This is a genomic window from Mesorhizobium sp. WSM4823 (assembly GCF_055811195.1).
In genome coordinates this window covers 58472-84592 of record NZ_JBVVQL010000001.1, presented here as the reverse complement: position 1 = coordinate 84592, position 26121 = coordinate 58472, and the positions used below count along the sequence as shown (strand labels likewise).

22 protein-coding genes are annotated in these 26121 nt (G+C 62.4%); 7 read left to right on the top strand and 15 right to left on the bottom strand.

Annotation, left to right across the window (positions count from 1 at the left end):
- Positions 1-71: 71 nt before the first annotated feature.
- From AC0L26_RS00355 to AC0L26_RS00320, 8 genes are all read right to left on the bottom strand, one after another.
- Positions 72-1253: a serine hydrolase domain-containing protein gene (locus AC0L26_RS00355; protein ID WP_473630749.1), complete on the bottom strand. Its 1182-nt coding sequence runs from the start codon at positions 1251-1253 to the stop codon at positions 72-74.
- Between the two features lie 27 nt (positions 1254-1280).
- A complete protein-coding gene (locus AC0L26_RS00350) occupies positions 1281-2477 on the bottom strand; it encodes a serine hydrolase domain-containing protein (protein WP_473630748.1) in 1197 nt (398 codons plus the stop codon).
- A 65-nt stretch (positions 2478-2542) separates the two neighbouring features.
- Positions 2543-3970, bottom strand: a complete 1428-nt coding sequence (locus AC0L26_RS00345) for an amidase (protein WP_473630747.1) — start codon at positions 3968-3970, stop codon at positions 2543-2545.
- A gap of 110 nt (positions 3971-4080) precedes the next feature.
- On the bottom strand, positions 4081-5115 hold the full coding sequence (locus tag AC0L26_RS00340; protein ID WP_473630746.1) for an extracellular solute-binding protein: 1035 nt from the start codon (positions 5113-5115) through the stop codon (positions 4081-4083).
- A gap of 25 nt (positions 5116-5140) precedes the next feature.
- On the bottom strand, positions 5141-5947 hold the full coding sequence (locus tag AC0L26_RS00335) for an ABC transporter permease (RefSeq protein ID WP_473630745.1): 807 nt from the start codon (positions 5945-5947) through the stop codon (positions 5141-5143).
- Positions 5940-6860, bottom strand: a complete 921-nt coding sequence (locus AC0L26_RS00330) for an ABC transporter permease (RefSeq protein ID WP_473630744.1) — start codon at positions 6858-6860, stop codon at positions 5940-5942. Before AC0L26_RS00330 ends, AC0L26_RS00335 begins: the two co-directional genes overlap by 8 nt.
- Positions 6860-7954, bottom strand: coding sequence for an ABC transporter ATP-binding protein (locus AC0L26_RS00325; RefSeq protein ID WP_473630743.1), 1095 nt, complete (start codon positions 7952-7954; stop codon positions 6860-6862). Before AC0L26_RS00325 ends, AC0L26_RS00330 begins: the two co-directional genes overlap by 1 nt.
- Positions 7955-8079: 125 nt before the next feature.
- Positions 8080-9747: an amidohydrolase gene (locus tag AC0L26_RS00320; protein WP_473630742.1), complete on the bottom strand. Its 1668-nt coding sequence runs from the start codon at positions 9745-9747 to the stop codon at positions 8080-8082.
- A 169-nt stretch (positions 9748-9916) separates the two neighbouring features.
- Between AC0L26_RS00320 and AC0L26_RS00315 the strand changes: the two genes are divergently transcribed.
- Positions 9917-10951, top strand: coding sequence for a histone deacetylase family protein (locus AC0L26_RS00315; RefSeq protein WP_473630741.1), 1035 nt, complete (start codon positions 9917-9919; stop codon positions 10949-10951).
- 356 nt (positions 10952-11307) lie between these two features.
- Positions 11308-12951 (top strand): MFS transporter, encoded by a 1644-nt coding sequence (locus tag AC0L26_RS00310; protein ID WP_473630740.1) that lies wholly within the window; start codon positions 11308-11310, stop codon positions 12949-12951.
- A 145-nt stretch (positions 12952-13096) separates the two neighbouring features.
- Here the strand turns inward: AC0L26_RS00310 and AC0L26_RS00305 are convergent, their stop codons facing one another.
- Both AC0L26_RS00305 and AC0L26_RS00300 read right to left on the bottom strand, forming a co-directional pair.
- Positions 13097-14509 (bottom strand): coiled-coil domain-containing protein, encoded by a 1413-nt coding sequence (locus AC0L26_RS00305; RefSeq protein WP_473630739.1) that lies wholly within the window; start codon positions 14507-14509, stop codon positions 13097-13099.
- A 398-nt stretch (positions 14510-14907) separates the two neighbouring features.
- A complete protein-coding gene (locus AC0L26_RS00300) occupies positions 14908-16689 on the bottom strand; it encodes a chloride channel protein (RefSeq protein ID WP_473631501.1) in 1782 nt (593 codons plus the stop codon).
- A 278-nt stretch (positions 16690-16967) separates the two neighbouring features.
- Here AC0L26_RS00300 and AC0L26_RS00295 point away from each other — a divergent pair, with 278 nt between their 5' ends.
- Complete coding sequence (locus AC0L26_RS00295) at positions 16968-17252, top strand: SCP2 sterol-binding domain-containing protein (protein ID WP_127293338.1); 285 nt, start codon at positions 16968-16970, stop codon at positions 17250-17252.
- 63 nt (positions 17253-17315) lie between these two features.
- On the opposite strand, the gene AC0L26_RS00290 is transcribed toward AC0L26_RS00295, so the two are convergent.
- Both AC0L26_RS00290 and odc2 read right to left on the bottom strand, forming a co-directional pair.
- Positions 17316-17984: a GNAT family N-acetyltransferase gene (locus tag AC0L26_RS00290; protein WP_473630738.1), complete on the bottom strand. Its 669-nt coding sequence runs from the start codon at positions 17982-17984 to the stop codon at positions 17316-17318.
- A 157-nt stretch (positions 17985-18141) separates the two neighbouring features.
- Positions 18142-19275: an ornithine/lysine decarboxylase gene (gene odc2 / locus AC0L26_RS00285; RefSeq protein ID WP_352933171.1), complete on the bottom strand. Its 1134-nt coding sequence runs from the start codon at positions 19273-19275 to the stop codon at positions 18142-18144.
- 543 nt (positions 19276-19818) lie between these two features.
- Between odc2 and AC0L26_RS00280 the strand changes: the two genes are divergently transcribed.
- From AC0L26_RS00280 to AC0L26_RS00265, 4 genes are all read left to right on the top strand, one after another.
- Positions 19819-21051, top strand: coding sequence for an amidase (locus AC0L26_RS00280; RefSeq protein ID WP_473630737.1), 1233 nt, complete (start codon positions 19819-19821; stop codon positions 21049-21051).
- Position 21052: 1 nt separating this feature from the next.
- Positions 21053-21952, top strand: coding sequence for a LysR family transcriptional regulator (locus AC0L26_RS00275; RefSeq protein WP_473630736.1), 900 nt, complete (start codon positions 21053-21055; stop codon positions 21950-21952).
- A gap of 86 nt (positions 21953-22038) precedes the next feature.
- On the top strand, positions 22039-22707 hold the full coding sequence (locus tag AC0L26_RS00270; RefSeq protein ID WP_473630735.1) for a DUF1007 family protein: 669 nt from the start codon (positions 22039-22041) through the stop codon (positions 22705-22707).
- A 4-nt stretch (positions 22708-22711) separates the two neighbouring features.
- The gene (locus AC0L26_RS00265) at positions 22712-23851 is read left to right on the top strand and encodes a nickel/cobalt transporter (protein ID WP_473630734.1); all 1140 of its coding nucleotides are present in this window, start codon (positions 22712-22714) and stop codon (positions 23849-23851) included.
- Between the two features lie 28 nt (positions 23852-23879).
- Here the strand turns inward: AC0L26_RS00265 and denD are convergent, their stop codons facing one another.
- The 3 genes from denD to AC0L26_RS00250 form a co-directional block, all read right to left on the bottom strand.
- Positions 23880-24857: a D-erythronate dehydrogenase gene (gene denD, locus AC0L26_RS00260; RefSeq protein ID WP_473630733.1), complete on the bottom strand. Its 978-nt coding sequence runs from the start codon at positions 24855-24857 to the stop codon at positions 23880-23882.
- A gap of 1 nt (position 24858) precedes the next feature.
- A complete protein-coding gene (locus tag AC0L26_RS00255; protein WP_473630732.1) occupies positions 24859-25065 on the bottom strand; it encodes a hypothetical protein in 207 nt (68 codons plus the stop codon).
- Between the two features lie 63 nt (positions 25066-25128).
- Positions 25129-26115 (bottom strand): cation diffusion facilitator family transporter, encoded by a 987-nt coding sequence (locus AC0L26_RS00250; RefSeq protein WP_473630731.1) that lies wholly within the window; start codon positions 26113-26115, stop codon positions 25129-25131.
- Positions 26116-26121 lie beyond the last annotated feature (6 nt).

Sequence of the window (26121 nt, the reverse complement as noted above, 5' to 3'; positions counted from 1 at the left end):
AACCGCATCGTTCTCGATCACGCCGACAGGTCCACAGGAAAGCTGCAGTGCTGCGGGTTGCCTGGATCGGATCAGACCATCCGGCTCAGTGCTTCGAAGAAAGCGACCGTATCGACATCGAGCGGCTCGTCGACCGGCTCCGGCTGCGACGACATTTTTGCGATCACGACCTCGGCCGTCGGATTGACATAGAGCCACTGGCCGTGGATTCCGATGCCGCAGAAGGCTCCGCTTGCCGCTCCGGTCTGATACCATTTGTTTCGGTAGCGGCCTTGCGGGAAGAGGAAAGCCATCGTGCCACGCTGCCAGGCCTCAGTGTCTCCGCCTGTGCTGACAGTGTCGCGCACCCAGGCTTCCGGCACGATGCGCCGGCCATTGGCCATGCCGCCCTGCCGCATCATCTCCCCAATCCGCGCCAGGTCGCGCGGCGTCACCGAAATGCCGCCGGCCGTACGCGCCGTGCCTTCCCTGTCGACCGTCACCGACGCTTCACTGCCCGCCCCGAGCGGTTGCCATAGTTTCTCCTGCATCAGCTCGGCGAAGCGCTGGCCCGACGCGCGCTCTAGCAGAATGCCAAGCAGGTCGGAATTGGGCGAGCGGTAACGGAACGTTTGACCGTGCGGCTCGGCCAGACGCTGCAAGGTCATGAGGAAGGCAGCCAGGCCCTCGCTGCCGCCATCCGGGTTCCACAGCGTCGCGCGACGGTAACGGGCAAAGGCGCTCTCCGGATCGAGATAGGCTTCTTCAAAATCGAGGCTGACGGTCATGTCGAGCACATGCCGCACGCTGGCGTCGCCATAGGCCGAGCCGGCGGCCTCGGAGATGTATTTGGTCACCGATGTCTGCAGATCGAAAACTCCTTCGCCTTCCAATGTGCCGGCCAGGATGGCGGTCAACGACTTGCTGATTGAGAAGATGATGTGGCGAGCGCCGAACTCCATATGCGGTGCAAACCAGTCGCCGACGATTTTGCCGGCCTTCATGATCGTCAGCGCGTCGGTGTCGGAGCGCGTGAGAAAGGCCGCGACCGTCTCCGGACCGCCAGCCAGAGCGATCTTCTCGCCAACCAGCCAGCTAAGGTGCTGTGCCGGCGCCTCGCTGCTACCTGGCGCTGCGGCCACGCTGGTGCTCGGCACCAATTCTCCGACGTTCTGGAACGACCACCGGCTGAACGGGCTTTGGCGCCAGTTGCCCAGCAGCACCTGGTTGCGGGCAAAACCATATCTGGTCTCGAATGCGGTCTTGCCGGCCATGGCCTTTCCTTCCGATTTTCTTGAAACTTAGGCCAGCGCGGCGGCGATGGCGTGGACGGCTTTCATCGTCGCCACCGAATAGGCGATGTCGGTGAAATCCGGGTAGCTCGAAAGCTTCACCACGACCATCCTCGTGTCCCAGTCGATATGGATCAGCTGCCCGAACACGCCCCGGCACATCAGCGCGCGTGAACGCGGGTCCTCGATCCAGAATTGGTTGCGGTAGCTGCCTTCCGGCAGGCTGGGATTGAAGTCCGGTCCATGCCTGCCGCTGCGCGTCGCCTCGATCCAGTCGGCCGGCATCACGCCGGCGCCATTGTCGAGGATCAGTTGGGCGAAACGGCCATAGTCGCGCAGCGTGGCATTGAAGCCGCCATCGGCGATGGCGTAGCCGGCGCTGTCAACGGTGAAGCAGGCACTTTCATCCGCCCCGAGCTTTTGCCAGAGTTCCTCCGAAACCAGTTGCGCCAGCCGCTTGCCGCTTACCCGCTCCATGATGAAGGCAAGCACGTCGGTCTCGATCGAACGGTATTCGAACGCGGCACCATGCGGCCGGCTAGTCTCCTTCAGCCCCAGGATCAATTCGAACATATGCGACGGCCACTCGAAGGTCGGATCGCTGCCCGGCGGCACCGGTTTCCAGCCGCTGGCGACATCGACCTGGCCGATATCGGAATAGCGGTCGGTATATTCCTCGGAAAAACGCACGCCTGTCGTCATATCCAGCACATGCTGCACGCTGGCGCCGGCCCAGGCGGTGGCGCCAAGCTCCGGCAGATAGGTCGTCACCGGCAAGGCCGGTTCGATCAGGCCGCGCCCGACCAGTATGCCGAACACCGAAGCCGTGACCGATTTCGCCATCGACTGCGATAGATGCAGCGTGCGGTCGGTCATGCCGTTGAAATAGCGCTCATAGGCGATCTTACCGTCCTTGAGCACGAGGAACCCGTCCGTATAGGTTTCGTCAAGCAGCCCGTCCAGCGTCGTCGGCTGACCTGTGCTGTCGCCCACCCGCAGCGCATCGAGATCGACGTCGGCCCGATCGAGCCGGCGGCGATGACCATTGCCGCGCCAGACCTCGACGGTCGGCAGAATTTCGCGGATGTGCTGGAACGCCCACCGGTTCCAGGGGCCCCTGTCCCAGTCGAGCCTCGGCGGCACCATGTTGGGCGGCGAGCCCTGCATGATCGGCGGCACCGGTTCGCTATTGCGGTAGGATGTCATTGCATGCTCCGGGAAGTGTCGCCCGCGGTGTCCCGACGGTTTCTGCTCTCAGTGCGGTCGTGCCATCATAGTTTCGGCCGACGCGCCTTTTGTCCGTACCAGCCACCAACTGCTTTTTCATAGGCCATACCGGCGCGGAACACATCTTCGTCGCTGTAGGTGCGGCCGATGATCTGGATGCCGGTCGGCACGCCGTTCTTCGCGTGGCCGGATGGAATTGACAGCACCGGACAGCGGCTCATCATATTGAACGGCGTCGTCATCACCCAGCCAAGCGAGGGATTGACCAGCTTGCCGTTGATCCTGATTTCGTCCTTCGACTGGTCATGCTCGGCCGGGACTGACGGCAGCGCCGTGGTCGGGCAGATCAGCACATTGTATTTTTCGAGGAGCGGCCCAAGCGTCATGTACATGCGGCCGGCCACCTCGAGGCTGGCGACGAAATCGGTCGCCTTGGAACCCGCTCCCTCCTCGGCGAATTTGCGGGCATAGGTCGTCATCTCGTCAGCATGGTCGGGCAGCAGTTTCGACAGGAACGCGCCGAACAAATGGTTCAAATAGGCGAGCCCGGCCTCCAGGACCTCCGGTCCCCAGCCGAAATCGACCTCCTCGACCTCGGCACCCAGTGAGCGGAACACGTCGAGCGCTTTCTTGGTGTTCTTCACCACTTCCGGATCGACCTCGAAGCCGCCGAGATCCATCGAATAGCCGATCTTCCAGCCCTTGATCGGCTTGAATTTGGTCGGCAGCGTCAGCTTTGGCCGGAGCGAGGCTATGTCGAGCGGACTGGGGCCGGTCATGACATTTTGCAGCAGGATCGCGTCCTCGACCGTCCGCGCCAGCGGCCCGGTGTGGCAATAAAAGTCGAGATTGAACGGCGGGTCGTCCGGATTGCGGCCATAGGGCGGCTTGTAACCGACGACGCCGCAGGCCGATGCCGGAATGCGGATCGAACCCCCAATATCGGAACCGGTGGCGATCGACGATGTGCCGGAGGCGAGCGAGGCGGCCGAGCCGCCCGACGAGCCGCCGGGCGTGAACTGGGGGTTCCACGGATTGCGGGTGACGCCCCACAGCCTCGACCAGGTATAGGCCGCACAGGAGAATTCCGGCGTCGCCGTGCGTGCATGGACGATGCCGCCAGCCTCGATAATACGTTCGTTCATGGTCGAGGTGGTATCGGCTACAAAGTTCTTCATGATCAGCGAGCCGCCGGTGGTCGGCCTGCCCTTGATATAGCTTTCATCCTTGATGCCTACGGGCAGCCCCTCCAGAGGGCCGGTCTTCTTACCTTTGGCGTATTTCGCCTCGGCTTTCTTGGCAAGCGCCATCGCCTCGTCGAAATGCGTGTTGGTGAAAGCGTTGATCTTGTCCTTCGTCGCCTCGGCGCGCCCGATGACCGCTTCCATCAACTCGACCGGTGAGAGCTTCTTCGCCTTAAAGCGCTTGAGCGCCTCGCTTGCCGGCATGTAGCAAAGATCGAGATCGGTCATTCCAGGCGAACTCCAGCTGCGTCCAGCCACAGGCCGGACGTCGGGTCTTGTCGAAGGTTTTTGCTTTGAAGACCCGGCGGCGCTTCCCGCCGGGTCCCACGATGCTGCGATTACTTCTGCAGCTCGGTCCATATCCTGGTGTAGAGCGCCTGGACGTCGGGTGCGCAGCTCAGCATGAATTTGCCCTTGTCAGCGAACTCGGCGGGGATGTTGACCTCCGGCGCCGTCTTCATGTCCTCAGGCATGAAGGCTTCCGATCCCTTGATGCCGTTGGCATAGCGCGCGAAAGACGAGATCAGCGCTGCGTTCTCGGGCTCCATGATGAAGTTCTGGAACAGCTTGGCGTTTTCTACGTTCTTGGCGTCCTTCAGCACCGCGACGTTGTCCATCCAGATCGGAAAACCCTCCTTTGGATAGCCATAGACGATGTCTTTGTTCTGCAAGCGGGCCCGGAAGGAGGCACCGTTCCAGTCGACGCCGGCCGCGAAGTCGCCCTTGGAGAACTTCTCGACAGAACCGTAGTCCATGGAAATCCATTTCGGCTTGGCTGCCATCAGTGCATCCCGCACCTTCTTCAGCACCTCCTTGTCGCCGGTGCAGGGCTCACCGCCGACATATCTGATGGCGAGATGCATGACATCGGCCATTTCGGGCACGACATTGACCTTGCCGACCAATTCCTGGGGCGGATCCATGAAGATGGCCGAGGTGTTGGGGTCACCTTTGTAGACGGAAGTATTGACCGTGACGCCGGTTGTACCCCATTGCCATGGCACGGTGTATTTGCGGCCTGGATCGAAGGGAACATCGACCCATTTCGGGTCCATGTTCTTGAAGTTCTCCATCTTGTTGGGCTCCGTTTCCAGGAGCAGCCCTTCCTCGATCCAGATCGGCACGAAGCTCGCCGAGGGCACCACGATGTCGAAGCCGCTGCCGCCCTGCCTGATCTTGGCGAGCGCCGTGTCGTTGGAATCGTAGTCGGTGACGGTCACCTTGACCTTGAATTTTTCCTCGAATTTCTTGATGAGATCGGGGCTGGTGTAATTGCCCCAATTGTAGATGTTGAGTTCGCCATCGGCGCGGGCAATACCCGCCGAGGCGAGGAGCGCGGCGCCGAGCGCCGTCGCGGCCAGTTTCCACTTCATCGTTTCTCTCCTGTTACAGCTGATATCATTCCTGATCCTTTTTCCTGCTGATGAAAAAGAAGACGGTGACGATCAAGATCGAGATCAGCAGGAACACCGTCGAAATCGCGTTGATTTCCGGTGTGATAACGCGCCGGAACTGGCCGAGCATGTAAGTCGGCAACGTATCTTGGCCGCCGGACTTGACGAACTCCGTGATGACGACATCATCCAGCGAGATGACGAAGGCCAGCATCAATCCGGCAAGGATGCCTGGCCAGAGCAGCGGAAAGGTGACGCGCCGAAAAGCCTTCCAGGGTGTCGCGTACAGGTCGGCCGCAGCGATCTCCAACGTGAGATCCATGTTCTCGAGCCGCGCCCGGATCGGCAGATAGGCAAAGGGGATGCAAAAGGCCGTATGCGCGGCCATCAGGTAGCCCAACCCCGAATAGCCGGTCCAGATCTTGATGCGCGAAAAGAAGATCAGCAGCGCCACCGCGGTGACGATTTCCGGCACCATCAGCGGCTGGTTGATGAAGGCGTATTTGAAGCCGAGGCCGGGATATGGCTTCGTCCGGGTCGTAGCAAGCGCGGCCATGGTGGCGACGATCGTCGCAATAGTCGCCGCGACTGAAGCAATCTGCAGCGACCGGATCGAGGCGTCGACAACCTGGTTGTTGTTCCAGGCCTGGTAGAACCAGCGCAGCGACACGCCTTCCCAGATCGCGATCGAACTGCCCGCGTTGAAGGCATAGACGACAACCGTGACGATCGGCAGGTAGAGCGCGAAGAAGCAGATCATCGCGATGGCCGTGAAGCCGGTCTGCCGGCGGATGTCGAAGCGGCTACCCATGCGTGCCGCCCTGACGCCCAGCGGAGCGGACATAGAAGAGCAGCGCGACCATCACGATCGCCATCAGCGAGATCGACAGCGCCGAGCCGAGCGGCCAGTTACGGCCTTGCCCGAACTGCAGCTCGATCAGATTGCCGAGCATCATATTCTTCGACCCGCCGAGCACGCGCGGGGTGACATAGGCGCCCAGCGCCGGGATGAAGACCAGGATCGATCCGGCGATGATGCCAGGCTTGACCAGCGGGATGATGACCCGCCTCAGCACCTGGAAGCGGTTGGCGTAGAGGTCGTAACCCGCCTCGACCAGCCGGAAGTCGATCTTTTCCATGCTGGCATAGAGCGGCAGCACCATCAGCGGCAGATAGACATAGGTCATGCCGACCATCAGCGCGAAATCGGTAAACATCATCTGGATCGGCTGGCTGATGATGCCGAGCTTGATGAGCACCGTATTGACGATGCCCTCGTTGCGGATCACCTCCTGGATGGCGAAGGTGCGGATCAGCAGATTGGTCCAGAAGGGGATGGTGATCAGGAACAGCCAGATCTCGCGCTGCCGCGCGGGCCGGGTGGCGATGAAATAGGCGGTCGGGAAGCCAAAGAGCAGCGTGAAGATCGTTGTCATAAACGACAGCTTGGCCGAGCGCCAGAAGATGGACAGATGCGCGTCGGCGAAGGCCAGAGTGTCGTCGAAGATGTCGCGCTGCATCACCACCGACAGCCAGCCGTCGGTGGAGAATTTCCACACCACGTCGCCATAAGGCCCCGGCGTCAGGAACGAGTAGATCACGACGATCAGCAGCGGGCCGGTTGCCGCCAGAAAGATGATGATCAGTGCCGGCGCTGACAGAAGCCAGCGATCGCGGATATCTCTGCGTTCGGCGTCCTTGGCGACTTCTTCCGCGCTCGCCATCAGTCCCTCAGCACTTGTGCGGCATCGTTGCCGATCGAAATGCCGACCTTGTCTCCCCGTTCGAAACCGCAGCCTGCGCTGCGCGTGTTCTGCTGGCGCACAGTGAAGGCCTCGCTGCTATCCAGGCGAACATGGATATGCGTGTCGGTGCCGAAATAGACGATGTTTTCGACCGTGCCCGACAGGTCGCCCTTGCCGTTGGTCAGCTTGGCATGTTCCGGCCTGACCACAACGGTGGCGTTGTCCTTCGGCTGAAAGCCCTCAGCCACGGTCGCGTCGATCATCGCGCCGGATTTGAGCGTTGCTCGTGCCTTGCCGTTGGCCATGCCTGTTATGGCCGCGGTCAGGAAATTGGTCTCGCCGATGAAATCGGCGACGAAGCGCTCCGCCGGCTTGTCATAGATGTCCCAAGGCGTGCCGACCTGCAGGATCTTGCCCGACGACATCACCGCGATGCGGTCCGACATGGTCAGCGCTTCTTCCTGGTCGTGGGTGACGAAGATGAAGGTGATGCCGGTCTCGTGCTGCAGCCGCTTCAGCTCGATCTGCATCTCCTTGCGCAGCTTGAAGTCGAGCGCCGACAGCGGCTCGTCGAGCAGCAGCACCTTCGGCTGCGGCGCCAGCGCCCGGGCCAGCGCCACGCGCTGCTGCTGGCCGCCCGATATCTGGCTGGTGCGGCGGCCGCTGAGTGCTTCCATCTTGACCAGCTTCAGCATCTCGGCGACCCGCGCCTTCACTTCGGCTTTGGGCTTGCCGAGCATTTCGAGGCCGAAGCCGATGTTCTCGGCCACCGTCATATGGGGGAACAACGCATAGTTCTGGAACACGGTGTTGACCGGCCGCTTGAATGGCGGCAGCGGGGCGATGTCCTGGCCATGCAGCAGTATCTCGCCGGCGCTCGGAAAGTCGAAGCCGGCAATCAGCCTCAAAAGCGTCGTCTTCCCGCAGCCGGATGGACCAAGTAGCGTGAAGAACTCGTTTTCGCGGATCGACACCGAAACCGTGTCGAGAGCGGCGACCTGTGACTCCCCGGTACCGAATACCTTGCGGACGCCACGAATTTCAATTGCACTTTTACCCGGTTGTTCCGGCACGATTACCCCATTCTTGTGTCCGCTTCTATGGCGGATCCAGTTCCCACTCGATTGTCAGCACACGGTGCGCAGCTTGGCAAGCGTACATCTGAATGTCGATTCAGAACGCAATTACTATGCCACCGTCATGCCTGATAAGTGATCTTGCCGCCGCAGATCGTCGTCACCGGCCGCACTGTATGCAGCGCTTCCGGTGCGGTCGCCTCGATATCCGCCGAGAGCACCACGAGATCGGCCATATAGCCTGGCTTCAGGCGGCCTTTGCGATGCTCCATGAACTCTGCATAGGCGCCTTCCACCGTGTAGCCTGCGAGCGATTCGTGCAGCGAGAAGCTTTGGTCGGGATCGCCGTCTGCCCATGGTTTGCGCAGCACTGCCGCCTGAATGCCCAGGATCGGATCGATCGGCGATACCGGCCAGTCGGAAGCGAAGACGACGCGCGCGCCGGCATTCTTCAGCGTCCGCCACGCATAGCTCAACGGCCAGCGGGCGCGTCCGATGCGCGATACCGTCGGCTCCAGCGGCAAGCCCATGCTGCCCGGCGGATGCGGCGGCTGCATCGAGGCGATGACGCCAAGTTTGGCGAAGCGCGGCACGTCGGCGGCGGTGACCACCTCGATGTGCTCGACCCGATGCCGGCTGTCGCGCTTGCCGTTTTGTTTCTGTGCCGCCTCGTAGCCGTCGAGCACGGCGCGCACAGCGCCGTCGCCGATCGAGTGCACCGCCATCTGCAGTCCGCGCCTGTCGACGGCCACGGCAAGATCGATGAATTGCTGCGGGGTAAAAAGCGGCTCGCCCACCCAATCCGGACGGTCTGCATAAGGCTCGACCATCACCGCCGTCCATGAATCGAGCACGCCGTCATAGAACACTTTGACCATGCCCGACGACAGCCATTCGCCCTTGTAGCGCTCTGACATCGCCGACGCCTTTTTGAGCATGTCGAGCGTCATGAAGTTCTTGTAATGGAACGGCACCTGCACGCGGCACAGCAAGCCACCTTCGGCCTCAATCTCGGACAGGAGTTCGAGTTGGTGCAAATTGCCGTCCATGTTCTGGATCGATGTGATGCCGTGCCTGGCACACCATTCCAGTCCGCGGCGCATGATCGCCCGGTCCGAAGCTTGCTCCGCCGGCGTCGGCTTTGGGTCCGGCTCACCGCCGGTGGCCAAACCGAGCCGCACGCGATCCTCGCCGGCCAACCCGATCAACGGCCCGAAAGCCTCGCCCTCGCGCAATTCGCCACTGGCCAGCCCATCGTCGCCCATGACGATCTCGTTGCCCGGGCCAAGCTGCTTGCCTCTAAGCAGTCCGGCCAATTCCAATGCCTTGGTGTTGGCCCACATTGTGTGGTGGTCCGGCGCCGCCATGACGAAGGGCCGGTCCGGCAGGATACGATCGAGGTGATGGCGGCTGACCCGCTCGGCCGCCGACAGGATGGTGTAGTCGGCGCCTTGCGCCTGCAGGATGGGCAGGTCCGGCCGCTTTGCGGCATAATGGCGCACAGCGTCGCAAAGCGCCTCGAAACCGTGGACGCCCATCAGCTGGAGATGGTCGAGCTCGGCCGCGCCGCCGAAGAGATGCATATGCGCTTCAATAAAGCCTGGCACAACGGAGCCGCCGCCGGCATCGATGACACGCGTACCGGGGCCTTTGTGCTTGAGCACGGTTGCGCGATCTGCGATCGCAATGATTTCGCCATCCTTGACGGCTATGGCTTCGGCGCGGGGAGTATCGGGATCCATCGTCAATATGCTGGCGTTCTCGACGATCAGATCGGCCGATGGCGGCATAATTTTCTCCCGTTTGAGCCTAGGCTAACAGAGTATTGGCGTCTGGCAAGCCGTCCGCTGCCACTCTCAACAACGGTCTGGAATGCCTCTTGGCGGCGCTGAAACTCTCTGTCACAAAGCAGTCCGTCAATGACAATACGCAACTCGAAGAGCGAACCGGGCCCGCAAGATGAAGACTGTTTTCTCCCCTCTCCACGCCGGTCATGCCGGCAATTTCGAACTCATTTCAGGCGCCATCGTGCCGGCCTTCGAGAAGCCCTCGCGCGCCGAGTTCATCAAGGCGAGGTTGGAGAGCGAAAAGCTCGGCCCGATCCTGCCACCCGACACTCACGATCTCGCTGCCGCCAGGAAGGTGCACACCAGCGACTACATCGATTTCCTGCCAACCGTGTGGCCGCTCTGGGAGGCGTCCGGCCGGGCGGGCTCGGCCATCCCCTTCACTTGGCCGACGCGTGGCCTACGAGGTGATGTGCGCCCCAGAACCATCGACGCGCTGCTTGGCTTTTACTCCTTCGACGGTGGCGCCACCTTCGTCGAAGGCACCTGGGATGCGATCAAGTCGTCCTATGACGTGGCGCTGACCGCGGCCGCGCTGGTCAAGGGCGGCGAGACCTCCGCCTTCGCGCTCTGCCGTCCGCCAGGCCATCACGCCGGCGCTTCCTTCATGGGTGGCTATTGCTACATCAACAACGCCGCCGTTGCCGCGCAATGGTTCCGCGACCAGGGCGCCAAGCGCGTCTCGATTCTCGATGTCGACTACCACCATGGCAACGGCACCCAGGAGATCTTCTACAGCCGCGACGACGTGCAGGTGCTGAACCTGCATGGCGACCCGATGACCGAGTATCCGTTCTTCCTTGGCCATGCCGACGAGCGCGGTGCCGGGCCCGGCGAGGGCTTCAATGTCAATTATCCGATGCCGTTCGGCACCTCATGGGACGCCTGGAATGCTTCGCTGGAAGACGCCGGATCGAAACTTGCGGCTTACGCTCCCGATGTCGTCGTCGTTTCGCTCGGCGTCGACACGTTCGAGAAGGACCCGATCAGCAAGTTCAAGCTGAAAAGCACCGACTATCCCAAGATCGGCCGCCGCATCGCCAAGCTTGGCCTGCCGACGCTGTTCGTCATGGAAGGCGGCTATGCCGTCGAGGAAATCGGCATCAACGCCGTCGGCGTGCTGACCGGATTCGAAGACAAGCAGTAAGCCGGCACCAGGCCCACTAAACGGGCGCACCAGTGCTCGGCGCGCAGCCCAGAACGCAGACCGCTGCATTGACGCCGCAGCGAGGCGCGATGAACGGTCCAGGTTGTGGCTGATCGGCATGGAACTTTTCCTGCGTCCTCACATCGGCAGGCCCAGCGTCGGCCACCTCACCGAAGCGCTTCACGCTGCCTGCAAGGATGGCCGCTGACTTGTTCCAGCGTCCGCTATCCTGTTGTTGGACCATGATCTTCTTTGAAAAGGCGTTCGCCCTTTGCCAAGTCATGCATTACTTTGAAAGAATGGAATGAGGGCATCGATTCTGGAAGAAGGCGGCATTTGAAGTCGGGGAAGCATCCATGATCGACGACGAGCCGGACAGCGAGCGCGTCTCGGCGCTGGCGCCGTTCCGGCATGGCATTTTTCGCGCTGTATGGTCTGCCAGTCTGGTTTCGAATTTCGGTGGTCTGATCCAGGGCGTCGGCGCCGCCTGGATGATGACCACCATCGCCACCTCGCCCTACCAGGTTGCGCTGGTCCAGGCTTCGACCACCTTGCCGATCATGCTGTTTGCGCTGGTTGCCGGTGCGATCGCCGACAGCTTCAACCGGCGCAAGGTCATGCTGATTGCCCAGATCTTCATGCTGGTCGTCTCGGTTCTGCTGACAGTGTTCACCTACCTTGGCTTGATAACGCCGTGGACGCTGCTCGCCTTCACCTTCCTGATCGACAGCGGCACGGCGCTCAACAACCCGTCGTGGCAGGCGTCGGTCGGCGACATGGTTCCGCGCGCCAAGCTGCCTGCGGCCGTCGCGCTCAACTCCTTGGGCTTCAACTTGACGCGCAGCGTCGGACCGGCGATCGGCGGCATCATCGTTGCCGCTGCGGGTGCCGCCGCGGCCTTTGCCGCCAACGCATTGAGCTATGTCGGTCTCATCATCGTGCTGGCCCGCTGGAAGCCGGACTTGCCGGCCTCGACACTGCCGCGCGAGACGCTGGGCGCGGCGATGGGCGCCGGCCTGCGCTACGTCGCCATGTCGCCCAATATCGGCAAGGTGCTGGTCAGGGGTGCGGCTTTCGGCTTCAGCGCCGGCGCGGTTCTGGCGCTGCTGCCGCTGGTGGCGCGCGATGTCGTCAAGGGCGACGCCTTGACCTACGGCATCATGCTCGGTGCTTTCGGTATCGGCGCCGTCGGCGGCGCGCTGATCAGCGTCCGGCTGAGGCAGATCCTGTCCAGCGAGACGATGGTGCGCATGGCATTCGGCGGCTTCGCGCTCTGCGCCTTCAATGCCGCCGTCAGCGACCAAGCCTGGCAGACCTCGCTCGGACTGCTCATCGGCGGCGCCTGCTGGGTGCTCGCGCTGTCGCATTTCAACGTCACGGTGCAGATGTCGACGCCGCGCTGGGTGGTCGGCCGGGTGCTCTCGGTCTATCAGACGGCAACCTTCGGCGGCATCGCGCTCGGCAGTTGGATCTGGGGTGTCGTCGCCGACGCGCATGGCGCCGAAACCGCGCTGATCGCGGCAAGCGTGGCGATGCTGGCAGGCGGCGCCATCGGCCTCTTGCTGCCCTTGCCGCAGCAGGCAATGCTCAACCTCGATCCACTCAATCGCTTCAAGGAGCCGCATCTTGGGCTCGACCTCAAGCCGCGCAGCGGCCCCATCGCCATCATGATCGAGTATATCATCCGCGAGGAGGACGTGCCCGAATTCCTAGCCACCATGGCCGAACGCGGCCGCATCCGACGCCGTGACGGCGCCCGCAACTGGACGCTGGCGCGCGATCTCGAGAATCCCGCAATATGGATCGAGCACTATCACACGCCGACATGGCTCGAATACATCCGCCACAATAAGCGGGCCACCCATGCCGACGCGGTCATCGGCGAGCGCATACGGGCGCTCCATAGCGGTGACGAGCCGCCGCGCGTCCGCCGCATGATCGAGCGTCCGACAACCGCCGGCACGGCAATCGTCATGCCCAAAGGACCGATCGAGCACTGAGCAATTCCAGGAAAAATGTGAAACGGTTTTTCAGGGAAAAGCGCTTTGCGCTTTGCCCGGGGAATTACGTATAAACAAGAGATAGGCCGGTCCGGCGTTTCCGTGAGTCGATGAACCGCCTTATGTGGGCAGCCCACCCTGCGCGTCAGGATGCGGCGCGCAGGCTCGTGCGAACGCGCCGCCGGCTTGTGGCGCGGGCCTTCTCCGCCACGACGCCGGTGAGCTCGACCACGCTGTCTTCATGCGGTCTGGCGTTTGTGACCTTGTGGAGGCGCTCATAGGGCAACAGCTCCTTGACCCGGGCATCGAGCAACGCGACTTCGGCTCGCAGATCTTCGCACTCCTGCCTCTGGACATCGAACTGTATCTGTTCCGATGCCTGCTGCAGGGAAAGCTGCGAAAAATTCGCGCTCACCGTAGAAAGATTCATCTTGTCGTTTTCGTGCTCCTTTCTGAGAGCAGACAACCTTTCCTCCGCAATTTGCTTTTCGGTCACAGCGTCAGCCCATTGAGCCTTGAGCTTGGCGATCTCGCTGGCGGCTTGACTGTTCTCGTTCGATGCAATCTCCAATCGCGATTGGAGATTGCGGATTTCAGAGCGCAGGCCGCCGATCTCGGCGAAACTACGTGCACGCTCCGCTTCCCTGTCACCCTCCACGAGGCGGGCCGCTTCCGTCATTTCCGACAGCTTCGCTTGCGCGACATCGAGCGATTTCTGCAACCGCATTTCCTCTTTCTCGCTCTTGCCGAGCGCAGCCAGCAGTTCCGAAAGTCGCGTGGCATCACTGGCATGAATCGCCGAGAGTTCATCCAGCCTGTGCCGCGCCTCAGCTTCCCGTTTCTGCGCCTTGTCGAGGTCGATAGAAAGGCTGATATGTTTTTCCCGCAGTATCTCGTTCTCGCGTGAGCATCTGTTGACCTCGGCCGTTCTGGCCGAAAGCGTCTTGACGAGATCGCCGAACTCGGCTTCGCGTTCTGCGCTCGCATTGCCTGCCACGACGAGTTCCAGCCTCGCTGCAGCCAGCGCGCCGCGAAGTGCCTCCTTGTCCTCGACCAGGCTCGTCTCGCGCTGCTGCAGGGTCTCGACGGCGCTTTCGCGCTCGCGCTGCCTTTTGGTCGCATCATGGAGCTGCTCCGACAGCACTCTTTGCTGCGTTGTCAGGTTGACATTTGCCAGTTCCAGTTCGTTGGCGCGAAGAATGTCCCCGTGAAGCAGCTTCAGGAATTCGCCTGTCAGATGATGCGAGGTCGCGATCTCCGACAATTTCGTGTTGATCTCGTCCAGATACTCCCGGGCATCGTCGAAGAGCCCATCGACCGCGTTTAATGCAGCCAATCGGGTCTGTGCATGGGAAGTCAGCCGCCGTGCGGTCTCGTCCGTACCGTCAGACTGAGAGTTGTCATTTTTTGCCGCGAGATTCTCAAGCGGGCCGGCCTCGACCGACGACTGGTCGTCCAGGTTGAGACACTCATCGAACGCATCCGCCAAATCGGCTTCGAGCTCCTTGAACGCTCTATCGACCTTCTCGGCACGCTTGATCAGACTTTTAATTTTCATCACTGAACATCCCCGATTGTAGCGCCATCAGGGGGGTCTCGATCCTCGCCTCCCGAATACGGGCCATCCACCGTCCCCTGAACGTGCGGTCGCCGCGTGAGATGACCGCTCTTTGAAATCTGCCGTCATGGTCCCGTTTGCATCACTTCCGAGCGCATGAGGCCAAGCCCACGCTAGGGACAGGCTTGGCCAATGTCCTCGTCTGTTTAAATGACGCAAACCATAACTGCCCTGATTGGTGGCCATAGCTGCCCTGATTGCCGGTTTGGGCAAACAAGCCACCGGAGGAATGTCCGCTAGAGCTCCAGACTTTGGTACGACGGCTACCGACCGTCACATCTGCGATCATCATCGTGTTGTTCACGACGTGACAGCCCAGGCATGCCGCTCGGCCCGTCCTAGCCCTCGCCCGACAGATCCCGCCTTGCCTTGTCGAGCTCCTCGGCATAGCGCCGCATCAAATGGCCTTCGGTCAGCAGCCCGACGACGACGCGGTCGGTGAAATCCTCCACGACCGCCAGTTCCTCGGCGCCGGCGCGTTGGAAGGTCTCGGCGGCCGACTGCACGTTCATGGTTGGCACCAGCACGGCGTCTTTGAACCTGGCGAGCGACAGCACTGGCGTCTCGCCGTCGGATAGATCGCTGTGCAGCTCGGCGACGATCAGCACGCCCATATAGCGCTGGCCCGCATCCACCGCGATGACGCGCTGGGCCGAACCAAGCGGCACCTCCTTGCGGAATGTCGCAAGCGTCGCAGAGGCATCGATGGTACGGACATCCTTTCGCATCATGCTTCCGACCGTCAGGCTGCGCATCCAGCCGACATCATGCGCGCTGCGGATCGTCTCGCCGCGCAGGTGGAAACGCCATGTCGAGAAAGAATAGCCGAAGGTTTCGCGCACCAGGATCGCCGCCATGATCGAGGCCGCCAGCACCACTCCGGTGAGTGTCAGGTCGCGGGTCGATTCCAGCGCCAGGAACGTCATCGTCAACGGGCCGCCGACGACGCCGACGGCAAGTGACGTCATGCCGACGACAGCCGCGACCGCGGGATCGATGCCGGTCGCAGGCGAGACGACGGCCATGACCTCGGCGAACATCTTGCCGAGCAGAGCACCAAGAAACAGCGATGCGAAGAACAATCCGCCGCGGAAGCCCGAGCCGAGCGAGACGGCCGACGCCGCCAGCTTGAGCAGGAAAACGCTGGTGACCACGGCCAGCCCGTAGTTCATCGCGAATTCGCGATGCAGCGCGCCGTGGCCGCTGGACAGGACCTGCGGCGTAATCAACCCCAGGAGCCCGACGATGCAGCCGCCGATGAAGGGGCGCAGAGAGGCATCGATCGACAATCGCGCGAAGCCGCGTTCGACCAGTGTCACCAGATGCATGACCGCTATGGAAGCGCCGCCGCCCAGGAGCCCCAGCAGCAGGAACGGCAAATACTGGCTGGCGGTGAGCTCCGGCAGACCGGAGAGCTCCAGCGGAAACGGAACGCCGCCAAAGACCTCGGCGGTCAGCGAAGCGCAGATTGCGGCGGTCATGACAGGCGCGACATTGGCGACCGAGTAGATGCCGATGACCAGCTCGAAGCCGTAGAACGCCCCGGTCAATGGCGCGTCGAAGGCAGCGGCGATCGCGCCGGCCGCACCACAGCCAACCAGGATGCGGACATCATTGCGGCGCAGCCTGAAGAACTGCGCCAGCCGCGACGCCAGGCCGGAACCGACCTGCGTGTAGCCGGCCTCCAGCCCGACTGACGCTCCGAAGCCGCTCGAAATCATCGTCTGTCCGGCAATGATGAAGGTGTCGGTCAGCGACATGCGCCCGCCATAGAGCGCGTTGGCTTCGATCGGATCGACAGGGGTGCGGAACTTTCGCACTCGCAGCCAGATCACCGTCAGCCCGAGCAGGATACCGCCGATCGCCGGTATCAGCGCCTGTACCGGCTTCTGCAGCGAAAACATAGCAGAAAGCCGCCCGCCGGGCTGAACGCCGAACAGCAGTTCGTGCAGGTATAATACCAGCTGGCTCATTCCCGTGACCAGCGCGCCAGCCATTACGCCGACCAAGCCGGCCAGAATGACGACGACGATGCCGCGCGCTTCGAGCAGCGGCAGCGATCTGATCAGCACCGCGCGAAGCCGGCGGGCATAGACTTTTGGGTCGTTTCTGGAAAGCACCGGAGCGGCTCGCCGAAAATTCATGGGGAGTGGGCCTGATACGCTGGGCGACATCGCATGGCAACCGCAACACCGGCCGCCACAGGTAGCGTGGACGGCCGGCTACGCTGCGGCGATAAAACCCATCTCCATCTCGGCAAACCGCGTTGACGTAAACGTCAACCCAAAGCTATATGCGCCAGCGACCGTGATCGCGAAATGCACAAGGCGCGATTTCGGCCAGATCGATGTGCCCCAGTACAATGTGCGACAAACGCAACGAGACGAGGAGAACGGCCATGGGCGTTCAGGAAATTGCCGACAAGATCAGTGCGCGCGTGGCGAGTGCCGGGTTCGACCGTTCCGTGAAGTTCGATACCGGCGGTGACGGTGTCATCGTCATCGACGGCGCTGATGTGTCGACCACCGACGCGCCGGCCGATTGCACCATTAAGCTTTCGCTTGATGATCTGGAGTCGCTGATCGCAGGCGATCTCAACCCGACCATGGCGTTCATGTCCGGCAAGATAAAGGTCGAAGGCGACATGAGCGTCGCCATGGCATTGAGCCAGTTGATCGGCTGATCCACACCAATCCGGGCTAAAAAGAAGACGCCGCCCGTCGGGCGGCGGCTTGTTTCCGATCCGTCAGGCAGCGAGTGGCAGCCGCTGCGCCTTCAGCTTGCGCCCTGCCGCCTTCAGCGTGCCCTGCGCGTCGGCGAGCGCGCCTTCCACCAGTTCGAGGGCCAGCAACCGGTGCCGTTCATAAGGGCCCGGCATGGCGAGCGAACCGGTATTCTCCGCCGAGAACCCGAAGCGTTCATAATAGGGCGCGTCGCCGACCAGGAGGACCGCAGCGTGACCGAGACGCGCGGCTTCGGCGATCGCATGGCGCATCAGCGCCGAGCCGATGCCGGCGTTCTTGATTGTCGGATCGACTGCGAGCGGGCCAAGCAGAAGGGCTGCCCGACCGACTTCGCCCAGCACGACATCCCATAGCCGCACCGTGCCGGTGACAGCGCCCGAAGCGTCGCGCGCGACAAAGGCCAGGCCTTCCGAAGGCCGGCGGCCACGCCGTAGCTTTTCCGATGATTTCTTCCTGCGCTTCGGCCCCATGGCGCGATCGAGCAAAGCCTCGCGCGCCGGAACGTCGGCAGCGGTTTCGGCGACGATGGCAAAAGCGCCAGCAATCTCCCTCCTCGAGGGGGAGATGTCGCCAAAGGCGACAGAGGGGGTCGCCGCGCGTGAAGCGCCGACGCCGTGCGGTCCAAGAGAGGTCGCGTCAGCCGAACCGACCCCCTCTGGCCTGCCGGCCATCTCCCCCTCAAGGGGGGAGATTCCGCGCGCAGCGTCTTCAACAATGAAATCTACAACGTCCATTTCCGCGATCCTTCACGAGCGGATTGTTCCACAGGCGAGCCCGGACGGGCGACAGGCGCCCACCTGGGATGATCTGAGCGGCTCTTTCGAACCGTCAGATCACGTAGGATCGGAGAGGCTCGAAGCCGTTGAACGCGACCGAGGCGTAGGTCGTGGTGTAGGCGCCGGTGCCCTCGATCAGCACCTCGTCACCGATGGTCAGCGACAGCGGCAGCGGATATGGCGTCTTCTCGTACATCACGTCGGCCGAATCGCAGGTCGGGCCGGCGAGCACGCAAGGTGCGGTCTCGGTGCCGTCATGCGCGGTGACGATCGGGTAGCGGATCGCCTCGTCCATCGTCTCGGCGAGACCGCCGAACTTGCCGATGTCGAGGAACACCCAGCGCACATTGTCGTTGTCGGCCTTCTTCGAGATCAGCACGACTTCCGACTTGATGACGCCGGCATTGCCGACCATGCCGCGGCCCGGCTCGATGATGGTCTCGGGCAGCGCGTTGCCGAAATGCTTGCGCAGCGCCGAGAAGATCGCCTGGCCGTAGGCCTGTGCCACCGGCACATCCCTGAGGTAACGGGTCGGGAAGCCGCCGCCCATATTGACCATCTTGAGCACGATGCCTTCCTCGGCGAGCGACGCGAATACCTTTTTGGCATCGCCGAGCGCGCGGTCCCAGGCGGTCAGATCAGTCTGCTGCGAGCCGACATGAAACGACACGCCATAGGCGTCGAGGCCGAGCGTCCTGGCATGGCGCAGCACGTCGACCGCCATATCAGGCACGCAGCCGAACTTGCGGGACAGCGGCCATTCGGCGCCTTCGCCGTCGGTCAGCACGCGGCAGAACACCCGGGCGCCGGGTGCAACGCGAGCGATCTTCTCGACCTCCTCGACGCAGTCCACCGCGAACAGCCGGATGCCGAGCTGAAAGGCGCGCTGGATGTCGCGCTCCTTCTTGATGGTGTTGCCGAAGGAGATGCGGTCCGCCGGCGCACCGGCGTCCATCGCCATCTCGACTTCGGCAACGGAAGCGGTGTCGAAGGACGAGCCCATCGCAGCAAGAAGGCGCAGGATTTCCGGCGCCGGGTTTGCTTTCACCGCGTAGTAGATTTTGGAATCGGGAAGCGCCTTCTCGAAGGCGCGGAAATTGTCGCGCACGACATCGAGATCGACGACGAGGCAGGGGCCGTTCGGACGTCGGGTGGCGAGGAAGTCAAGGATGCGCTGGGTAGCCATCGGGGTATCTCCATCAGCGCCTTTCGGCGCGCACAAAGGCTGCGGGACGCGGGCTCTCGGCCTCGCGAACACGCGGTGGACAAAGGCGGGACGAAAATCCATGGAACCAGCCGGTGGAGACCCCGAAACCATGAAGCGCCGTCTCGCGGCGGTAAACCTTGGCCTTGCCCGGCCTCGGTTCGCTTTGTCTGCCTTGGCTTGGATGGGAGACCCGTCCGCACTGCCGGCAATGAAGGTGTGCCTCTTCAGTAACCCCGGTCTTTGGACGACCGGCAGAACACCAGAAAGGCCCGCACCGTCGTTGCTTCAAGGTGTCCTCGGTTTGGTGGTTGGCCACTAAACCGACTGGAGGGGTTGGCTCCAGTTACCTTACCGATATCCCTCACCATTTTGAGGATCGGCGGACACCCACAGGCACGTGCGACTTTGGGCAAACGCGATATAAGGTCGAAGGATTTCACAATCAATAAAAATCGACAGGCAAGGTTGTAAAATTTCCAGCGACGAACAATGTTGGACAGACTGTATCCGGATATTGAACGCATGACAGGCACTCGCGGCCCTTTGAACGCTTTTCTCGACCTCGACCAGATCCCAGTTCTTGGGCAGATACATGGTGCCAATAGGCAATCAGGCCCGCTTGCCGGCCTGCGGCTGGCCGTCAAGGACATCTTCGACGTGGCCGGCTACCGCACCGGCTGCGGCAATCCGCAGAGACAGCGCGAGGCCTCGCCCGCCACGGCAACAGCACCTGCCGTCCAGGCGCTGCTTGATTCTGGCGCGCGCTTCGTCGCCAAGACGCAAACCGACGAGTTCGCCTTTTCGCTGATGGGGCTGAACGCGCATTTCCCCTCGCCGGTCAATCCGGCCGCACCCGACCGCATCACCGGCGGCTCGTCGTCCGGATCCGCCTCGGCGGTCGCCGGCGGGTTGGCCGACATCGCCACCGGATCCGACACCGGCGGCTCGATCCGCGCGCCGGCAAGTTTCTGCGGTCTGATCGGCCTTAGGATCACGCATGACCGCGTTTCGCTCGATGGCACCATGCCGCTGGCCCCTTCCCTCGACACGTTCGGGTGGTTTGCCAAGGATATGGCCACCTATGACAAGGTTGGCGCAGTACTGCTCGGCGACGATCTGCACCGTCGTGAACTACAGCGCCCCCTCGCGCTCGATGCGCTGGACGGGCTCGTGCTCGGCCCGCGGGAAGCCGATGCATATCGCGGCATGATCCGGCATGTCTCTTCGGTGATCGGCGCGCCGCAGACCACCGGCCCGCTCTCGCATTCCACCGACGATCTCTACTGGTGCTTCCGCAAGCTGCAGGGATACGAGGCCTGGCAAAATCATGGTGCCTGGATCTCGCAGGAAAACCGGATGCTGGGCCCCGGCGTCAAGGAACGCTTCGAGCATGGCGCAACCATCGACGCCGCGACGGCGCGACATGAAACGCAGCGCCGCGACGCCTTCCGCCTCGAACTCGCCGAGTGTCTTGGCGAGGACGGCGTTCTTGTGCTGCCGACCGTGCCGGGCGCCGCCCCGCTCAAGGCCAATTCCTTTGACGATCTACAGACGTACCGCGAACGCGCGCTGAGACTATTGTGTCTTTCCGGCCTGTCAGGCTTTCCGCAGATCACCCTGCCGCTCGGTAAAGTCGACGGCGCTCCATTCGGCCTGTCGCTGCTCGGACCAAAGAACAGCGACCGGCAGTTGCTGACGCTTGCCGCGCGCATCCTTTCAGCCAACCAAGGAGCGAACACCATGGGGAGCGCATGACATGGATACGCTGACCCGCATGCGCGCCTTCATCGACGTGGTCGAGGCCGAAGGTTTTTCGGCGGCGGCGCGCAAGATCGGCCGCTCCAAGGCGCTGCTGTCCAAATATGTGCGCGAGTTGGAGGACGAGCTCGGCGCACTTCTGCTCAACCGCACCACGCGGCAGTTTTCGATGACAGAGGCTGGCCACACCTATTACCGCCGCGCCTCCGAAATCGTGCGGGAGGTCGACAGCCTCGCCGATGCGGTGCGCGAATCCTCAGGCGACGTGCGCGGCAGGATCAAGCTTTCAGCGCCGCGCACATTTGCCGACGCACCGATCGGACAGTCGCTGATCGACTTCGCCAAGCAGCACCCCGACATCGTGCTCGACATTCATCTCGACGACCGCTTCGTCGATCTGGTCGAGGAAGGGTTCGATCTCGCCGTGCGCATTTCGCGGTTGGAAAACTCCTCGCTGATCGCGAGGCGGCTAGCGCCGTTTTCGGTGCGGCTCTGCGCATCTCCCGAGCTGATTGCCAAGCACGGCATGCCGGTGCGGCCGCAGGACCTTGGCCGCATGCCCTGCATCATTGATACAAATGGCCGCTGGATGACCAACTGGCCGTTCAAGGGCGACAGCGGCGACACGGTGATCGTTTCGGTCTCCGGTCCGATCGAGGTCAACAGTCCGATGGCCGCAAGGGCCGCTGCCGTGGCTGGGTTGGGATTTACCATCCTGCCGGATTTCATCGCCGCGCCTGATATCGAAAGCGGCCGGCTGGTGACTGTGCTGGACGACCGCATCCTTTCGGGTAGCGGCATCTTCGCCGTCTATCCGCACCGACGCTATCTGCCTGCCAAGGTTCGCGTCTTTGTCGACTTCCTGGTGCAGTGGTTCAAGACGAATGACAGCGCATGAGCCTTTCAGCCGCCTCGCGGTCCCATTTTCGCCCCCTTTCTGGTAACTCTCGATATTTACCGAAGTCGATGGAATCGCGACCGAGAATGCATCTGAAACGGCAAGCAATCATGATGGCTTCGGCCATGGCGACGACATTTGCCATGGTCGTGCCGGCCGAAGTGCATCCCCACGTCTTCGCCGAGGCCCGCCTCGAAGTGGTTCTCAGCCCGGATCACCAAAGTGTGAAGGCGTTGCGCCATCTCTGGCGCTTCGACGATTTGTTTTCGAGCACAGTGATGATGGAATTCGACAAGAATTCCGACCTGAAACTCGACGACAAGGAGTTGAAGGAAGTCGCCGACACCGTCCATGCTTCGCTGGCGGAGTTCAATTACTTCCAGCTCGTCACCGTCGACGGCAAGGACGAGGCGATGAACCCACCGCCGCAGTTGATGGCCAATTTCGACAACGACCAACTCATCATCCTGTTCGAATCCGAACCGAAGGCGCCGATGAAGCTGGCCGGCAAGATCGATATCGGCGTCTACGACCCAACCTTCTACACGGCGATCGATTTCACCGAGGATGCCAATCTGCAGGTCGACGGCATGCCGCCGACATGCACGAGCAAGGTCGTTCGTCCGAACCCCGACGAGGCGATCGCCGAGAACCAGAAGACGCTGACGGACGCCTTCTTCAACGATCCGACGGGCACGGATATGAGCAAGATTTTTGCGACCAAGCTTGAAATGAACTGTCAGCGAGAAGGATAATCCGGTGACGAAACCGTCCCTGCGTTTGGCGTTCGGCCTTTTGGCCGTCGCACTCGTGCTGACGCACTTGCTCGGCGCCGCCCACGCCCAGAGCTCGCTTGGCATCGGCACCAATGACGGGATAGCTCCCACCACCGGCCCGTTCGCTCATGTCCTGATGTGGATCAATCTGCGCCAGCAGGAATTCTATCGCGCGCTTGCCGGCGCGATGAAGGCGATGCGCGAGGACGGCAGCAAGCTGTGGCTGCTTATCGGTCTGTCCTTCGCCTATGGCATCTTTCATGCCGCCGGCCCCGGTCACGGCAAGGCGGTGATCTCGTCCTACATGGTGGCCAACGAGGTTGCGCTCAGGCGCGGCATCATGCTGTCCTTCGTCTCGGCCCTGCTGCAGGCGCTGACGGCCATCCTCGTGATGATGCTCGCCTATTTCGTCCTGCGCGGCACCGCCATATCAATGACCGACGCGGCATGGTTCCTCGAAATTGTAAGCTATATCTTCGTCACGCTGTTCGGCGCCTGGCTTCTGTGGCGCAAGGCCGGTCCTGCTATCCTTCGCCTGTTCGGCGCCAACCCTGCCTACAGCCTCTCTGCCGCCCATGCCGGCCATTCGCACGCAGGCCATTCTGCACATGCGCATTCGGTGCATTCCCATGCGCTTCACGCGCATGGCCACGACGGCCACGATCATGATGACCACGATCACGGCGCACACGACCATCACCATGGTGGGCACGATCATCATCACCACGCGGCGGGCGAGATCTGCGAGACATGCGGGCATTCCCACGCGCCCGACCCGGCGCTGCTTTCCGGCGACCGCTTCGACTGGCGCACTGCCTGGTCGGCGGTGGCTGCGGTCGGCATCCGGCCCTGCTCGGGCGCGCTGATCGTGCTGAGTTTTGCCATGCTCAACGGGCTATGGTTCGGGGGCATCCTGTCGGTGCTGGCCATGGCGCTCGGCACCGCGATCACCGTCTCGGTCCTGGCGACGCTGGCGGTGACGGCCAAGAACTGGGCGGTCTATTTCGCCGGCGACGGCCGCATGGGCAATCGCATCCATTCGATCGTCGAAATCGGCGGCGCGGCCTTCGTCTTCCTGTTCGGACTGCTGCTGCTTTCGGCGAGCCTGACGGCTGGCGGATGACGCTTTGGCGCGTTCGACTGGACGCACTCTAGCTCGCGACTTTTCCGTCCAGCTCGTCCTCGATATGCGCGCGGATGATTTCGTCGAAGCTCGCTTCGGCGGCAAAGCCAAGCTCCCTCGACCGCCGCGCCTCGAATCGCGTCGGCCAGCCCTTGACGATCGCCCAGATCGTATCGTCGGGCTCCTCGCGGATCAGTTTTATCGCGTTGGCGCCGGCAATGCGTTCCAGTGCCTCGATCTGCTCGCCGACCGTGACGGCGACGCCGGGCATCGTCAGATTGCGACGCGGGCCGACGGCGCTGCCGTCGATCCCTGCTGCGTGGATCAGAAAATTCACCGCCGAGCGCGGGCTGGCATGGGTGTGCAAGACAGAGCGCGGCACCGGCAATATCGCTTCCTGGCCGCTCAACGGCTCGCGGATGATACCGGAGAAGAAGCCCGAGGCGGCCTTGTTCGGTTTTCCGGGCCTGACGCAGATGGTCGGCAGCCTGATGCCGACGCCGTCGAAGAAGCCGCGCCGCGTATAGTCGGCCAAGAACGCTTCGCCCATCAGCTTCTGCGTGCCATAGGAGGTCAATGGTGTCGGGTGGAATTCGTCTGGTATAACGTCCGGAAATGGCGCGCCGAACACGGCGATCGACGAGGTGAAGACGATGCGCGGTGCAAACCCGGTCAGCCTTATGGCATCGAACAGCGCCCTGGTGCCGTCGAGATTGACGCGGTAGCCGAGATCGAAATTGGCTTCCGCCTCGCCCGATACCACACCTGCCAAGTGGAAAATCACGTCGGGGCGCGATGCGACCAACCTTTCTGTCGCGCTCGGCGCAGCAAGATCGCCGGTGTGGATGGCAACATCGACGCCTTCGAGGACCGGCGCCTGCGGCGGCACGATGTCGTGAAGGTCGAGCGCGGCGATCTTCCGGCCGTTGAGCGTCCCGTCCTTCGCCAGCCGGGCGATGAGCTTGCGGCCGACCATACCTGCCGCGCCGGTTATCAAAACACGCATATCAATGATCCCTTTTGCGCTGGCTGCAGCCACGCAACCAGAACACGACGAAAATGGCCCCCATGAAAATGGCGGCAACAACAGCGGCAAGAATGGTCGAGACGCGGCCGACTGCCAGCATCACGGTTGGCAAATAGTAGGCGGCGATGCCGAACAGCAGCAGCACCCAGAGGGCGCCTATCGCCGCGTTGCGCGTGTCGCGGTCCATCAAGTGGTCCCGACTCGGCGGGAATTCATCAAGTTCGTTACCAATGCCATGGAACTCCCGGCGTCAGTGATAATGGCCATGATGCGGAGCCGCATCGTGCGCATGGTCGTGCTCGCCATCATGCTCCTGATGGCCATCGGCACACTGGCCGAATTCCGGTTCTACGGTGGCGTGGGCAATGCCATGCTCGGCGGCAAGCCGTTTCTTGATGGCGCTGACCGCTTTGTGGGCATCGACGCCATCATTGAGGCAGGCATGCAAGGTCGCCATGTTGCTTGACCCGTCGAGCGACCAGACATGCATGTGATGCACCTCGCGCACGCCCTTGACCGTCTTCTCTATGTCCCTGGCGATCAGGTCGCGATCGAGGCTCGCCGGCACGCCTTCGAGCAGGACATGGGCTGCTTCGCGCATCAGCGACCAGGCCGTGGACAGGATCAGCAGCGAGACAAGGACGGACAGGATCGGATCGATAGGCGTCCAGCCCGTCGCCAGGATGATCAGCGCAGCTATGATCGCTGCCGCCGAGCCAAGCAGATCGCCGAGCACGTGCAGGATGGCGCCGCGCATGTTCAGGCTGTCGCGGTCGCCGCCGTGCAGCACGAGGAAAGAGGCGATATTCACTAGCAGGCCGGCGATCGCAACGACCAGCATCGGCCCGCCGAGCACGGGCGCGGGCGTCAGCAAACGTTCCCAGGCCTCATAGATGATCCACAGCGCAATGCCGAAGATTGCGATGCCGTTGGTATAGGCGACCAGCGTCTTGACCCGGCCGAAACCATAGGTGAGGCGAACGGTGGCCGGCCGGCCGGCCAGATGAAAAGCATACCAGGCAAGGCCGAGCGCGATACAATCGGCGAGCATGTGGCCGGCATCCGCCAGCAGTGCCAGCGATCCGGTGAAGAGACCGCCAAGCGCTTCCACGACCATGAAGCCGGCGGTCAGACAGGCCGCGATCAGCACTCGTTTCTTGTCGGTGGCGCCGTGCACATGACCGGCGGCGTGGCTATGGTCGTGCCCCTGCGAACGGTGATCATGGGTATGCGCCATTCACGA

Bases quoted from the DNA above. Each gene is read 5' to 3' on its own strand.
- AC0L26_RS00355 (WP_473630749.1), bottom strand. From the start codon at position 1,253: ATGGCCGGCAAGACCGCATTCGAGACCAGATATGGTTTTGCCCGCAAC.
- AC0L26_RS00350 (WP_473630748.1), bottom strand. From the start codon at position 2,477: ATGACATCCTACCGCAATAGCGAACCGGTGCCGCCGATCATGCAGGGC.
- AC0L26_RS00345 (WP_473630747.1), bottom strand. From the start codon at position 3,970: ATGACCGATCTCGATCTTTGCTACATGCCGGCAAGCGAGGCGCTCAAG.
- AC0L26_RS00340 (WP_473630746.1), bottom strand. From the start codon at position 5,115: ATGAAGTGGAAACTGGCCGCGACGGCGCTCGGCGCCGCGCTCCTCGCC.
- AC0L26_RS00335 (WP_473630745.1), bottom strand. From the start codon at position 5,947: ATGGGTAGCCGCTTCGACATCCGCCGGCAGACCGGCTTCACGGCCATC.
- AC0L26_RS00330 (WP_473630744.1), bottom strand. From the start codon at position 6,860: ATGGCGAGCGCGGAAGAAGTCGCCAAGGACGCCGAACGCAGAGATATC.
- AC0L26_RS00320 (WP_473630742.1), bottom strand. From the start codon at position 9,747: ATGCCGCCATCGGCCGATCTGATCGTCGAGAACGCCAGCATATTGACG.
- AC0L26_RS00315 (WP_473630741.1), top strand. From the start codon at position 9,917: ATGAAGACTGTTTTCTCCCCTCTCCACGCCGGTCATGCCGGCAATTTC.
- AC0L26_RS00310 (WP_473630740.1), top strand. From the start codon at position 11,308: ATGATCGACGACGAGCCGGACAGCGAGCGCGTCTCGGCGCTGGCGCCG.
- AC0L26_RS00305 (WP_473630739.1), bottom strand. From the start codon at position 14,509: ATGAAAATTAAAAGTCTGATCAAGCGTGCCGAGAAGGTCGATAGAGCG.
- AC0L26_RS00295 (WP_127293338.1), top strand. From the start codon at position 16,968: ATGGGCGTTCAGGAAATTGCCGACAAGATCAGTGCGCGCGTGGCGAGT.
- AC0L26_RS00290 (WP_473630738.1), bottom strand. From the start codon at position 17,984: ATGGCCGGCAGGCCAGAGGGGGTCGGTTCGGCTGACGCGACCTCTCTT.
- odc2 (WP_352933171.1), bottom strand. From the start codon at position 19,275: ATGGCTACCCAGCGCATCCTTGACTTCCTCGCCACCCGACGTCCGAAC.
- AC0L26_RS00280 (WP_473630737.1), top strand. From the start codon at position 19,819: ATGACAGGCACTCGCGGCCCTTTGAACGCTTTTCTCGACCTCGACCAG.
- AC0L26_RS00275 (WP_473630736.1), top strand. From the start codon at position 21,053: ATGGATACGCTGACCCGCATGCGCGCCTTCATCGACGTGGTCGAGGCC.
- AC0L26_RS00270 (WP_473630735.1), top strand. From the start codon at position 22,039: ATGCATCTGAAACGGCAAGCAATCATGATGGCTTCGGCCATGGCGACG.
- denD (WP_473630733.1), bottom strand. From the start codon at position 24,857: ATGCGTGTTTTGATAACCGGCGCGGCAGGTATGGTCGGCCGCAAGCTC.
- AC0L26_RS00255 (WP_473630732.1), bottom strand. From the start codon at position 25,065: ATGGACCGCGACACGCGCAACGCGGCGATAGGCGCCCTCTGGGTGCTG.
- AC0L26_RS00250 (WP_473630731.1), bottom strand. From the start codon at position 26,115: ATGGCGCATACCCATGATCACCGTTCGCAGGGGCACGACCATAGCCAC.